We start from the raw sequence: 12,658 nt of genomic DNA on the forward strand, positions 1-12,658 counted from the left end.
GGTGCCGGTCAGGGTGGCGCGCAGAGCCCCGGTGCAGCATCGGGGCCCGGACCGTGCTGCGCGGTCCGGGCCCTGGCCCGTGCGGTGTCCGCCCTGCGGCGGCGATGCGTCAGCTCTGTGCGGTGTCGTCGTCCGTCCGCCCGGCGTCCTCGGCCGCGCCCTCGGCCGCGCCCGCCTTCTCGCGCATCTTGCGCACCAGCTCCGCCTTCTGGTCGGCGGCACCCTGGCGGTCGAGGTTGCGGTGCGGACCGTTGTTCTGCCGTTCGGCGCGGGACAGCCTCTTGCGCTGGCCGCCGCCCATGCCCACGGGGTTGTTGATGTTCTTGCTGACGGTCATGGGTTCTCCGGAAAAGATGTGAAGTGATCTACGGATTCATCGGTGGGGGACGGGCGCGGCGACGTCGGGGGACGTCAGCAGGGGGCCCATCACGCTCTCACTCGTAAATCGGCGTCTGGAAGAACATGACAAAGACGTTACCCGGTTCCGTCGGCCCCGCACGCCATGCCCTTTCGCCGCCTCGGCGTCCTCGGCTTGTCGGCGAGCGCCCGGGGTGAGCCGTTTCCTTCCGGGACCTCAGATCGCCGGGGCCTTGAGGCCGGCGGTTGCGGCCGGCCTCCTTCGATGGCCGTACCACTACCGGCAGGGATGTTCGCCGCTACCAGCGCTGCGGCCGCGCGGGCTCCGAGGCGGAGCCGGCCACGTGACGGAATGTGCGACGACCCAGGCGAGCGGAAGAGAACCACTTTCCACAGACCGTCTCCGCTCGGCACTGCACGTGGAACCTCCTCATGGAACCGAAGGCTCCCCGACCCACCCGGAGTCCGTGGAAATCTCGATGCGGAACTCGCGTTCGTCGATGCTGGTCGCGCATACAGCGAACCGTGCCTCGCCACGTGCGCAGCATGCGGCGAACGCGGGAGCGTACCCATCGACGGGATCCAGCGGTTCGGCACAGTGCCCGCGCCGAAGCGCCTCGCGAGCCGGCGCTTCTCCCAGGCCGCCTGAACGGGTGCGGTAACGGGGCTGGAAGTCGCATGTATTGAGTTTGTGCGGAGATGAGGTCGTGGGTGCGCCCCGCCCACGTGGCAGCGGTTCGTCGATCTCACCTGGACGGCGGCACGATGACATCCCGGATGGGATTCCCTTGCGGTCGCGCCTGAGACTTTGCGTCATGTGAGTGAAGAAAAAAGACGCACCGGAGTGAATAGGCTTATGATCATAAGCGCTCAATTGGCTATTGCCATTTTACTGGCGTGTCGTTGCCGCGGAAATCGTTGATTTTGTTTCCGGAGTGCTAAAGATTATTGCGTAATATTCGGCGGCAACGTGACAGTGGCCGGGCTGTTTGGCTGGGCCAGGTGTGCCGTGGACCACGACTCTCCGACAGGAAATGGCCTCTCGATGAAGTTGAAACTCCCTCAATTGGCTCCCCGCCGTGCTCTGTCCGGCTGGCTTGCCTCGGGGCTTGCCGCGACTGTTGCCGGTGTCATGGTTGCTGTGACGTCGACGCAGGCGATGGCCATCGCAACGCCCGTGCCGTTGGGCACGGCTGCCTCGTACTCCGTTCTGGCGGGTGCGGAGGTCACGAACACCGGTCCTACGGTCCTCAGTCAGGACCTCGGGGTGAGCCCGGGGACGGCTATTTCCGGATTCCCGCCCGGGCAGGTGCTCGGTGCGGTGCATTCCGCGGACGCTGCGGCGCTGCAGGCCAAGAGTGATTTGATCGTGGCGTACAACCAAGCGGCGGGCCAGGCCACGAATTTCGCGCTTGCGGCGGGTATCGGGAACGGCGACACGCTGCTTCCGGGTGTGTACACCGCTGTGTCGGGTGTGGGTCTCACCGGTGACCTGGTCCTGGATGCCGGGGGGAACCCGAACACGGTCTGGGTGTTCCAGATTCCTGAGGCTCTTACCACGGCGTCTTCCAGTCGGGTGCTTCTGACGAACGGCGCGTCTGCCTGCAATGTGTACTGGCAGATCGGCAGTTCGGCCACGCTGGGTACCAACTCCACCTTCGTCGGCACGATCATGGCTCTGACCTCGATCACTGTGACCACGGGGACGAACATCCAGGGCCGCGCGCTGGCTCGCACCGGTGCGGTGACGCTCGACAACAACCGGATCTTCCCCGGAACGTGCTCACCCACGACCACGGGCGGAACGACGACCGGCACCACCACCGGAACCACGACCGGGACCACCACCGGCACGACGACAGGCAGCACGACCGGTGTGCTGGGTGGTGTGCTGGGCGGTGCGACGACCGGCGGTGCGTCGACGGGCGCGGTCGGCGGCCTTCTTGGCGGCATCTCGACCGGGGGCTTGGTCGCCGGCCAGGTGACCGGCGGTACGTCCGGGAACATCTCCGGCAACACATCGGGGAATGTCGCGGGCAACACGATCAGTGGTAACACCGCAGGCAATACGACCGGCGGCAACACCGCGGGGAATGTCACCGGCGGCCACGGTGGTGGGCCCGGCGGGCCGGATCACGGCGGCCCGGGCAACGGCGGGCCGGATCACGGCGGCCCGGGCAACGGCGGGCCGGATCACGGCGGCCCAGGCAATGGTGGGCCGGGCAACGGCGGCCCGGGTCACGGTCACGAGGGTGGACCGGACAACGGCCACGAGGGTGGGCCGGACAAGGGCCACGAGGGTGGGCCGGACAAGGGCCACGAGGGTGGACCGGACAAGGGTCACGAGGGTGGACCGGGTCACGGAGGCGACGACAAGCACGGCGAGCACCACGGCTACGGGGACAAGCCCGATGAGCAGGGTGGCCCTGAAGGTCACGCGGGTTAGGTCTCGGACCTGGCACGGCGGTTCCGAGGAGTCACGGGGCCAGGTTCCGGACTGACCGTACGTATGGAATGACTGGACGGCAGCTTGGCGGCATGCGGCAGATTCCTCTTTCTGCCGCATGCCGCCAGTGGTATTCGCGACGACGGCATTAAATGCGAGAGTTGGCATGAGAAGAACTGGGTGGGCGGTGCCAGGCGGAATGCAAGCAGTGGACACGGAAGAAGTGCAACAGCCCGAATCCGGTCCGCCCGGCGCCGGCGCCGGCAGTGAGGGTGAGGCTGTGTCGCCGAGCCGGGCGAAAGCTGCCCGTGCCCTGCACAAGGTTTCTTGCACCGTGGTGCTCATGTGTGTGGTGACAGCTTTGACGCACGTCGTCATGGTTTTTCTCCATGTGGCACCCCCAAATGCTGTGTCGAAGCGGTACAGCTCGCAGGTGAACGCGTGGGTGTACCCCCTGTTCGAGCAGAACTGGCGGTTGTTCGCCCCGGATCCCGACTCCGTCAACCGACAGGTATTGGCAAGGACTTCACACACCGCTCCAGATGGATCGGTCCGGGTGAGTGACTGGTTCGACCTCGGGGCTGTGGATTCTTCGGCAGTCGAGCAGAACGTATTCCCGAGCCACACGACGCAGAACATGTTGCGCCGCGCGTGGACCACCTACGTCGAACTGCACGGCGGCAACGACGAGGCGAACTCGGAACGCGCCGTGATGTTGCAGCAGTACCTGCGCAACATCGCCGCTGACCGTTTCGAGGACCACAACAGCGGTCCGTTCGAGTTCATCCAGCTTCGTGTCCTGACGCTGCCCATCGCAGCTCCCGGCACAGCGACTTCCAAGCGTCCGCCCGTCCCGGTCGAGAACCGGCTTCTGCCCTGGTGGAAGGTGTCCTCTCATGGGAACTGAGCAACTGCCCCCATCCCCGTCCGCGGTTGTGACCCCGAACCGGCCGGTTGCACAGGACACCAGGGACAGAGTGGTCGTCCGGTGGCTGAGTGGGCGGGCCGGTGCGTTCTGGGCGCTGGTGACCGGCCGGCCGGTGTCCTTGTACGCGGCCGCGGTTCTGCGCATCGGGTACGGCCTGCTGTACCTGTCCTTCCTCCTGCGTGAGTTCCCGCACCGTGACGAGATCTGGGGTCCCGGCTCACCGTGGACGCCCGAGCTGGCAGAGCAGCTCTTCGACCAGTCGGGCTGGAACAGCATCCTGACGCTGTCCGGCAGCCGTAGCTACTTCGAGCTCTGCTACGCGGCGGCCGTGGTGACGGCCATTCTGTTCACGCTGGGCTGGCGGACCCGCGTCATGTCCGTCCTGTTCGCCGTCGTGGTGGTCTCCTTCCACGCGAGGGCGATCTTCATGACGGACGGGGGAGACAACCTGATCCTGCTGATGGCTCTCTACCTCGTCCTCACCGCGTGCGGCCGGCGCTGGTCCCTGGACGCGCGCAGAACCCGGCGGGCCGTCGCGCGAGCGGGCACAGCGCCACCACGACCGCAGAGGAGTTTCTGGCGGCGGCAGCTGCGCGATGTGCGGGTCACGCTGACGACCGTGGTGCACAATTGCGGACTCTTCGTCATCGCAGCCCAGGTCTGTCTCCTCTACGGAGCAGCCGGCCTGTACAAGGTCCAGGGCGCCTCGTGGGGCGGGGGCACCGCCATCCACTACGTGCTGAACCTCGACCTCTTCCAGCCCTGGCCGGCCCTCTCGCATCTCGTGGATCAGTACCCGACCGTGGTTGCCGTCGCCAGCTACGTCACCGTGCTCCTGCAGGTCGCGTTCCCCTTCGTGCTCTTCGGCAGGCTGAAGTACCCCGTCCTCGCCATGCTGCTGGGTATGCACATCGGCATCGCGGTACTCATGGGGCTCCCCCTGTTCTCCGGGGCCATGATCGTGGCGGACGCGGCGTTCCTCCCCGACCGCTTCTACATGTTCCTGGCCCGCTCCGCCCGGCGCACGGCCGCGCGGGCCGGCCTGCGGCGGCACAGCGCTTCCGAAGGGCCGGACTCCCGGTCCGTACCCCCGCAACTCAGAGGCGGCCCACCCACCGCGGGTCAGCAGATCGCTCCGGAAAGAGGACTTCCGGTTTCGGCTGACAAGGACAAGCTGGTCCCCGACCCGCGGTGAGCGCCGGCCCGTTACTGCGCTGTCGCACGACGCCCACTCACTACGGGCGAAGCGCGGACGGCAACCTGCCCGGTACCTCCTGCCCGCAGGCTGGAGGTACCGGACGTCGGATTCCCTGAACAGGCGGTCGAACAAGCTGACGGGGCCCGACCCTCCGGCACAGGGGTGCCCACCGCAGCGCAGACCCCCCTGACCGGACTCGGTCGGCATCTCGATCTCACCGCACCCGGTAAACAACTGGTGCCCGACCACCGCTTCCGACGTCGGGCTGCAGTGACGGACAGCTGCCCCGCCCAGGGAAGTGCACTCAGACAGGACGAGCCCATGCCCCAGCGATCTGTAATCCCGGTGCTGGTCTACGACGGTGACTGCGCCTTCTGTACCACCTCGGTGAACTACCTGATGCGGCGATTGCGGCCCAAGTTGACCGTCACCCCCTGGCAGTTCACAGACCTCGACGCTCTCGGTGTGACTCGGCGGAGAGCTCAGCACGAACTTCTGTACATCTCGCCGTCAGGAACGGTGTACGGCGGCGCGCAGGCCGTCGCCAAGCTCCTGCTCCGCGCGGGCGGCATCTGGGTCTGGCCCGGAGGGGTGCTCACCCTGCCACCGGTCCGCTGGATCGCCCACGGCATTTACCGGATCATCGCTACCCGACGTGACCGGATGCCCGGCGGCTCACCGGCCTGCGCGATGCCGACCGAACACCGACCGGGCTGACCTCGGCCCCTGGCAGAACGCTGGTTCCTATGCGCGGCGGAAGGTGTAGCCAGTCGCTGACCGAAGCCCGGCACACCGTCATTCACTGCAAGAGGGTCGCTCAGTGTTACGCCACGCGGGTGGATTCCTCCACGCGGTTGTTCCACACCTCAGCACAGCGATGCAGAATGCTCGAAATGTTGATGTCGGCAGCCTGTTGAGCGGCAGTGCGCCCATTACGCCCGGAGATGCACTGCCCGTGGTCGCGAGGATGAGCCCCACCGTAAGGAAGCGCCGTCTGGGAGCCGAGCTCCGTCGACTCCGCCTCGACAGCGGGCTGACCGGTGGGCAGGTCGCAGAGCGCCTCCTGATCTCCCAGCCAAAGATCAGCCGTCTGGAAAACGGTCACTGTGCCATCAGCCCCCGTGACGTCCGTGACCTGTGTGCTCTCTACGGCGTCACCGACCAGCATGTACTCAACTCCCTGATGAGGATGGCAAAAGAATCCGCACAACAGGGCTGGTGGAACACGTACGGCGACATCCCCTACAGCATCTACATCGGCCTGGAGACCGACGCCCACTTCATCTACTGCTTCGCACCATTGGTCATCCCCGGCCTGCTGCAGACCCCCGCCTACGCCCAGACAGTCATTGAGGAAACGATCCCCCCGGCCACCGCCGAACAGGTATCCAACCGCCTGAAGGTGCGACTGCGCCGCCAGCACAGGATCTACGACCCCGCCGACCCGCTGCGCCTGTGCGTCGTCCTCGACGAGTCAACGCTCCGTCGAGTCGTCGGCAGCCCCGGCCTCATGCGCGAACAACTGGAGCATCTGAACGCGCTGAGTGCCGAACCGCACATCACCGTGCAGGTCCTCCCTTACAGCGCGGGAGCCCTCCCGGATGTCACAGGACAGTTCTCGATCCTGGGCTTCGCGGACAGCCCCGAAGCAGGGGTGGTGTACCTCGAAGGATCGACCAGCGACCTCTACCTGGAAAAACGATCCGACCTGCAGCACTACAACCTCATCCACACCCACCTGCGGGCCCAGGCGCTCAGCCCCGACAACACCCGGCACTTCGTCTCCGACATCCTCGGGAGCTACGACAGCGCCACACCGTGAACCCTGCACGGCAGAAGGTCTGATTCCCGCTCGATGGGGCACGGGGGCTGCCCCTCCCGGAGGCCGACGCCACGGAAGAGACCGAGGACCGCCCGCCACACCACGATTCTGCGCCGGGGGTGCTCGGCGAGGCGAGGTGGCATGGGACGAGGACTCTCCGACCGGCAGAAGGTGATCCTGTGGATGATCCCGGACAGGACGGGTGACCACGGCGCGTCCATCCCTTCACCGCCAGAACCGAAAAAGGGCGTTGACAGTACCAAGCCGTGCTCTATGTGCACGGGTGGCCGCCAGAGTGCTTCCTTGAGGATGTCGACCTCCCACTCTTCACGGCTGACGGGATCGGTGACGATTAGGCGTGCGGAGAGCGGGTCTGTGTCGAGACTGCATGCTCCGGGCGCAGCAGAGGGTGGTCGCGCGCCCTTCGGCCGTCCGCAGCCGGTTGAGGACAGCGGGGGCGGTGCCGTTGGTGGGCAAGCGAAAGGCCCGGGTCGATGACCTGGGCCTCAGGCGTGGAGCGGGTGACGAGAATCGAACTCGCGCTCTACCAAGCTCGTTATTCCACACCGCCGCGACCCTGGACAGAGCGAACTGCCTGCCTGGAAGGAAGAGCACAACGCCTCTCACCGAAAGGTCCGCGCTCGGGTCGAGCATGCCGTTGCCCGGATGAAGGTCTGGAAGATCCTGCGCGACTGCCGTCTCAAGGGTATTGGCCTACATCACGCGATGCTCGGCATCGCCCATCTGGACAATCTTGCGCGCCGCGACTGACCGCATCCGACCGAAGCCGTGTCCGTTCAGGATTCGGTGGGCAGGAGCTGGACCAGGCCGACCCAGTTCTCCTCGTCCGCCTTGGTCTGCGTGGCGCGGACCCTCCAGCGGCCGGCGGACAGCGGGACCAATGCCTGGGCGGGCATCCCGCCGTCGGGGTACTCGATGCCCAAGTCGCAGCCTGCTTCGGCGGAGTCGATGAGCACCGCCGGACCGTCCGAGACCCAAGTGCCGCACTCGTCCCACACCGTGGCTGGGTCTGCGAGGACAGCGTCTGCTGCGGCTCTCAGCCCGGCCTCGGTTTCGGCGGCGAGCCACCGCAGGAACGCTCGGTGCTCGGGCAGATAGCAGCTGGTCGCCGGCTCGTCCGCCAACACCAGGGCCTGCGAGCCGTTCTCGTCGATGGGGATCACACCGGCCGAATCGTCCACCGCGCAGGCCCGGTCGTAGTCGTCTGGGGCAATGGCGTCTCCCGCCATAAGACCACTCTCCGTACACCCACCCCAGGAGGCCAGAGCGGAGACGGGGACGACGATCAGAGGGCCGCCCATCGACTCCACCCAGACGGGGGAGGGGCCGGAGGCAACGCCTGTGATGGATGAAGAAGTGATCACGCAGTCAGTGTGCCCTCGCCCAGTGACAGCGTCCCCGCGCTCATTGGAACCCAGCACGGTGAAAGGCTCAGCGCCTGTGGCACGCAGCAGTTACGGGACAGCCCTTTAGGCCGTCCCGGACGACAAAGAAGCCCCGGCCGCTGGCCTGGGGCTTTTTCATGGAGCAGGTGGCGAGAATCGAACCCGGGCTCTGAGCTGGTGGTGTGTACCTGGAGCCCTCTTTCGGCCGGGCTCCTCGGCACTGCTGGTCCGCTCCGCTGGACACGGTTGGGGCACGAGCGGGGAGAGCTGGCGCCACTACGCGCCAAAGGAGGCGGTCGAGGTGCGGCAGGCCCGCCGCCGCGCCGAGGAGGCCGAGCGCCGGGCGGTCGACGCGCGGGAGCGGGCCGAGCGACTCCAGGGCGCCGCCTCGGTCCACCACAAGCGATTCGCGGGCGGTCAGCCCATCCTCATGCGGCACAGCGGGCACCCTGCGGGACCGGGCGCGCGGCGACGCTGCCACCCGCAAGGCCATGGCGGCGGTCGAGGAGGCGGTGCGGGCGGAGGTAGCGGCGCGCGGTGCCCGGCGGCCGATCTCGCCGAGACGTTCACGTGAAGCCGCGTCACCGCACGCTTGCAAGGCGCGGCTTCCGTCGTAGCGAAACAGTGACAAACGCCTCCGATCTGGGCTTCCGCACGAGCGACCATGATCTCTGTACTGCGTGTATACATGGCACGTATACACCGCGTGTAGAGTCCTCGGTATGTCAATCGGTCACACCCTCCTGGGACTCCTGGAGTCCGGGCCGCGCCACGGCTACGACCTCAAGCGCGCCTTCGACGAGAAGTTCGGTCACGACCGGCAGCTGCACTACGGCCAGGTCTATTCGACGATGTCCCGCCTGCTGAAGAACGGCCTCGTCGTCGTCGACGGCATCGAGGCCGGCGGCGGTCCCGAGCGCAAGCGGTACGCGATCACCGACGCCGGGATCACCGACGTACAGCGGTGGCTCGCCACGCCGGAGAAGCCCGAGCCGTACCTCCAGTCGACGCTGTACACGAAGGTCGTCCTCGCGCTGCTCACCCATCGCGACGCCGCCGACGTCCTCGACACCCAGCGTTCGGAGCACCTGCTCAGCATGCGCATCCTCACCGACCGGAAGCGCAAGGGCGACCTCGCCGACCAGCTGATCTGCGACCACGCCCTGTTCCACCTGGAGGCCGACCTGCGCTGGCTGGAGCTCACCGCGGCGCGCCTCGACAAGCTCCGTGAGGCGGTGGCCCGATGACTCCTCCCGCAGGTTCGCTGCTCTCGGCCGAGCAGCTCCGCAAGGCTTACGGCCCGACCCTCGCCCTCGACGGCGCGGAGTTCTCGATCCACCCGGGCGAGGTCGTCGCCGTGATGGGGCCCTCCGGGTCGGGCAAGTCGACACTGCTGCACTGCCTCGCCGGGATCGTCACGCCCGACTCGGGGACGATCATGTACGGCGGGCGGGAGCTGTCCGCCATGAGCGACGCCGAACGCAGTGCGCTCCGGCGCTCCGAGTTCGGTTTCGTGTTCCAGTTCGGGCAGCTGGTGCCGGAGCTGACGTGCGTCGAGAACGTCGCCCTGCCGCTGCGGCTGAACGGCACCTCCCGCAAGGAGGCCGAGCGCGCCGCGCTGACCTGGATGGAGCGGCTGGAGGTCGACGACCTGAGGAAGAAGCGGCCCGGTGAGGTCTCCGGCGGCCAGGGGCAGCGGGTCGCGGTGGCACGGTCGCTGGTCACGAACCCGCGCGTGCTCTTCGCCGACGAGCCGACCGGCGCCCTGGACTCCCTCAACGGCGAGCGCGTGATGGAACTCCTCACGGACGCCGCCCGCTCCACCAACGCCGCCGTCGTACTGGTCACGCACGAGGCACGGGTGGCCGCCTACTCCGACCGCGAGATCGTGGTGCGGGACGGCAGGTCCAGGGACATGGAGCGCGTCGTATGAGCCTGTCCACGGGAGAACGGCCGCGGACCCTGCCGACGGGTCCCGCCCCGGGCGGACGGAGCCGGACGCGGCGCGTGGCCGCGGACCTGGCCATGGGCGTCCGATTCGCCTTCAACGGCGGGCGCGAGGGGTGGACGCGGGCAGTGCTGACGGCGGTCGGCGTCGGGCTCGGCGTGGCGCTGCTCCTGCTGACGACGGCGTTGCCCAACGCGCTCGAGGTCCGCCAGGAGAGGGAGGCCGCCCGCACCGACATCACCTTCATCGACGAGCGGCTGCCGAAGGCCGACGACACCCTCGTGGTCGCCAACGTCGGTTCGGACTTCCGCGACGACAGCATCCGGGGCCGGGCCCTGGAACCCGAGGGGCCGCGGGCGCCGCTGCCTCCGGGGGTGGAGCGGTTCCCGGCGAAGGGCGAGATGGTGGTCTCCCCCGCGCTGAAGGAGCTGCTGGAGTCGGACTCCGGCGCGCTGCTGCGCGAGCGGCTGCCGGACCGGATCGTCGGCACGATCGGGGAGGGCGGGCTGATCGGCTCGGCCGAACTCGCCTTCTACCAGGGTGCCGGAGGGCTCGCGCCGCACATCGACAGCGGCCGGATCGTCCGCATCGACGGATACGGCAACCCGAACGCGACCGCCGAGCGGTCCGACCCGGTGCTGCTCCTGCTGATCCTGGTCCTCTTCGTGGTGTTGCTGATGCCGGTCGCGGTCTTCATCGCGGCGGCGGTGCGGTTCGGTGGGGAGCGGCGGGACCGGCGGCTGGCGGCGCTGCGGCTGGTGGGCTCCGACAGCGGCATGACCCGGCGGATCGCCGCCGGTGAGGCGCTGGCGGGCGCGATGCTGGGGCTGGTCTTCGGCGCCGGGTTCTTCATGGTCGGGCGCCACCTCGCGGGGACCGCCGAGGTGTTCCACATCAGCGTGTTCCCGAGCTATCTCAACCCCTCGCCGCTGCTCGTCCTGCTGGTCGCGGTGGCCGTGCTGACGGCGGCGGTGCTGGTGACGCTGTTGGCGCTGCGCGGGGTCGTCATCGAGCCGCTCGGTGTGGTGCGCGCGGGCCGGCCGCCCCGGCGCCAGCTGTGGTGGCGGCTGCTGCTGCCGCTTGCGGGGCTGGCCATGCTCTACCCGATGATCGGCGACGGACGGGACAACGGGGACTTCAACCAGTACCTGGTGACCGGTGGTGTGGTGCTGCTCCTGGTCGGCGTGACCGCGCTGCTGCCGTGGATCGTGGAGACAGTCGTCGCCCGGCTCGGTGCCGGCGGCGTCGCCTGGCAGCTGGCCGTGCGCCGGCTGCAGATGAGCAGCGGTACGGCGGCCCGCATGGTCAACGGCATCGCGGTGGCCGTCGCCGGGGCGATCGCGCTGCAGATGCTGTTCGCGGGCGTCGAGGACGACTACATCAAGTCCACCGGGCAGGACGTGGCGTGGGCGCAGATGGAAGTGACCCTGCCGAACGCCGTGCCGGTGGCCCCGGCGGCCGAGAAGTTGCGGAACACCAAGGGTGTGCACGAGGTGTACGACTACTCCGAGGGCCACCTCGGTGACCGCGCCCGCGACCCGGAGGACACCACGACCGTGACGGTGGGCGGCTGTACCGCGCTGCGGGAGATCGCCGATCTGCCCTCGTGCGCCGACGGGGACGTGTTCGCCGTCCACGGCGCCGAGTGGGACACGGGGGTCGACGTGGCGAAGCTGGCCGCCCCGGGACGGAAGCTGTACCTCGACCCGTCGTACGAGGGCAGCCCGAAGAGCCTGGAGATCCCCTGGACGGTGCCGCAGGGCGTGAAGACGGCGAAGCCGCGTCACGGTCTGCTGGCCGGGATCGACCGGGGCGGCGTCCTGATCACGCCGAAGGCCGTGCCGGACACGCTCGCGCCGGCCCTGGAGGGGCACGCCTACCTCAGGCTGGACGAGTCGGTACCGGACGTCCACGACCGGGTGCGGAACACCGCGGCGGCCGTCGATCCGCTGGCGAGCACCGTGACGTGGGCGGAGGTGGAGCGCACCGGCCGGTTCGACGCCATCCGCACCGGTCTGTTCGTCGGGGCGGCGTGCGTGCTGGCGTTGATCGGTGCGAGCCTGCTGGTCTCGCAGCTGGAGCAGTTGCAAGAGCGGAAGAAGCTGCTGTCGGCCCTGGTGGCGTTCGGTACCCGGCGCCGCACGCTGAGCCTGTCGGTGCTGTGGCAGACCGCGATCCCCATCGCCCTGGGCCTGCTGCTGGCCTCGGCCGTGGGCCTGATGCTGGGCGCGGTGCTCCTGAAGATGACGGCCACTCCGGTCCGCGTCGACTGGACCGGTGTCCTCGCCATGGCCGGCATCGGCGTCGCGGTCGTCCTGGCGGTGACCCTCCTCAGCCTGCCACCGCTGCTGCGGCTGATGCGGCCGGAGGGCCTGCGCACGGAGTAGCCCGGAGCAGCGGCCCCTCGGGGCGGGCCGGCCCGGTCCACTCGGCCGGGCCGGCCGGCCCCGTCCACCCGCCCCGGAGCCGGCCCACTCCGCTCATGGGTCGTAGGCAGGCCACTTCACTTGGGGCGGCTCAGGAGCAGCGCGCGGGCCATGACCATGGGGAAGA

At 68.5% G+C, this 12,658-nt stretch carries 10 protein-coding genes and 1 pseudogene; 9 read left to right on the plus strand and 2 right to left on the minus strand.

Annotated features, from left to right (window positions below):
- Positions 1-109 precede the first annotated feature (109 nt).
- Positions 110-337 (minus strand): DUF6243 family protein, encoded by a 228-nt coding sequence (locus tag QFZ58_RS19405; protein ID WP_307126167.1) that lies wholly within the window; start codon positions 335-337, stop codon positions 110-112.
- Between the two features lie 1,065 nt (positions 338-1,402).
- Here QFZ58_RS19405 and QFZ58_RS19410 point away from each other — a divergent pair.
- The 6 genes and pseudogenes from QFZ58_RS19410 to QFZ58_RS19435 form a co-directional block, all read left to right on the plus strand.
- Positions 1,403-2,803, plus strand: a complete 1,401-nt coding sequence (locus QFZ58_RS19410; protein WP_307128921.1) for an ice-binding family protein — start codon at positions 1,403-1,405, stop codon at positions 2,801-2,803.
- Between the two features lie 343 nt (positions 2,804-3,146).
- Complete coding sequence (locus QFZ58_RS19415) at positions 3,147-3,710, plus strand: DUF5819 family protein (protein WP_373428664.1); 564 nt, start codon at positions 3,147-3,149, stop codon at positions 3,708-3,710.
- Complete coding sequence (locus tag QFZ58_RS19420; protein ID WP_307126169.1) at positions 3,700-4,926, plus strand: HTTM domain-containing protein; 1,227 nt, start codon at positions 3,700-3,702, stop codon at positions 4,924-4,926. The genes QFZ58_RS19415 and QFZ58_RS19420 overlap by 11 nt, the downstream gene beginning before the upstream one ends.
- Before the next feature lie 324 nt (positions 4,927-5,250).
- Positions 5,251-5,646 (plus strand): thiol-disulfide oxidoreductase DCC family protein, encoded by a 396-nt coding sequence (locus QFZ58_RS19425; RefSeq protein ID WP_307126170.1) that lies wholly within the window; start codon positions 5,251-5,253, stop codon positions 5,644-5,646.
- 316 nt (positions 5,647-5,962) lie between these two features.
- Positions 5,963-6,751, plus strand: coding sequence for a helix-turn-helix domain-containing protein (locus QFZ58_RS19430; RefSeq protein ID WP_373428665.1), 789 nt, complete (start codon positions 5,963-5,965; stop codon positions 6,749-6,751).
- A gap of 546 nt (positions 6,752-7,297) precedes the next feature.
- Positions 7,298-7,522: pseudogene (locus QFZ58_RS19435) on the plus strand (IS5/IS1182 family transposase); the annotation flags it as partial.
- Positions 7,523-7,548: 26 nt separating this feature from the next.
- On the opposite strand, the gene QFZ58_RS19440 reads toward QFZ58_RS19435, so the two are convergent.
- On the minus strand, positions 7,549-8,136 hold the full coding sequence (locus QFZ58_RS19440) for an Imm21 family immunity protein (RefSeq protein WP_373428569.1): 588 nt from the start codon (positions 8,134-8,136) through the stop codon (positions 7,549-7,551).
- Positions 8,137-8,879: 743 nt separating this feature from the next.
- On the opposite strand from QFZ58_RS19440, the gene QFZ58_RS19445 reads away from it, so the two are divergent.
- The 3 genes from QFZ58_RS19445 (at position 8,880) to QFZ58_RS19455 (ending at position 12,492) form a co-directional block, all read left to right on the plus strand.
- Positions 8,880-9,404, plus strand: coding sequence for a PadR family transcriptional regulator (locus QFZ58_RS19445; RefSeq protein ID WP_307126171.1), 525 nt, complete (start codon positions 8,880-8,882; stop codon positions 9,402-9,404).
- Positions 9,401-10,090 carry an ABC transporter ATP-binding protein gene (locus tag QFZ58_RS19450; RefSeq protein ID WP_307126172.1) on the plus strand — a complete coding sequence of 230 codons (690 nt, stop codon included), beginning with the start codon at positions 9,401-9,403 and terminating at the stop codon, positions 10,088-10,090. Before QFZ58_RS19445 ends, QFZ58_RS19450 begins: the two co-directional genes overlap by 4 nt.
- A 92-nt stretch (positions 10,091-10,182) precedes the next feature.
- Positions 10,183-12,492, plus strand: coding sequence for an ABC transporter permease (locus tag QFZ58_RS19455; protein ID WP_307128924.1), 2,310 nt, complete (start codon positions 10,183-10,185; stop codon positions 12,490-12,492).
- Positions 12,493-12,658: the final 166 nt, after the last annotated feature.

Source organism: Streptomyces sp. B1I3 (genome assembly GCF_030816615.1).
Taxonomy (GTDB): Bacteria; Actinomycetota; Actinomycetes; order Streptomycetales; family Streptomycetaceae; genus Streptomyces.

Excerpts from the sequence above, each read along its gene's own strand:
- QFZ58_RS19455 (WP_307128924.1), top strand. The coding sequence starts at position 10,183 with ATGGGCGTCCGATTCGCCTTCAACGGCGGGCGCGAGGGGTGGACGCGG.
- QFZ58_RS19445 (WP_307126171.1), top strand. The coding sequence starts at position 8,880 with ATGTCAATCGGTCACACCCTCCTGGGACTCCTGGAGTCCGGGCCGCGC.
- QFZ58_RS19420 (WP_307126169.1), top strand. The coding sequence starts at position 3,700 with ATGGGAACTGAGCAACTGCCCCCATCCCCGTCCGCGGTTGTGACCCCG.
- QFZ58_RS19425 (WP_307126170.1), top strand. The coding sequence starts at position 5,251 with ATGCCCCAGCGATCTGTAATCCCGGTGCTGGTCTACGACGGTGACTGC.
- QFZ58_RS19405 (WP_307126167.1), bottom strand. The coding sequence starts at position 337 with ATGACCGTCAGCAAGAACATCAACAACCCCGTGGGCATGGGCGGCGGC.
- QFZ58_RS19410 (WP_307128921.1), top strand. The coding sequence starts at position 1,403 with ATGAAGTTGAAACTCCCTCAATTGGCTCCCCGCCGTGCTCTGTCCGGC.
- QFZ58_RS19450 (WP_307126172.1), top strand. The coding sequence starts at position 9,401 with ATGACTCCTCCCGCAGGTTCGCTGCTCTCGGCCGAGCAGCTCCGCAAG.
- QFZ58_RS19415 (WP_373428664.1), top strand. The coding sequence starts at position 3,147 with ATGTGTGTGGTGACAGCTTTGACGCACGTCGTCATGGTTTTTCTCCAT.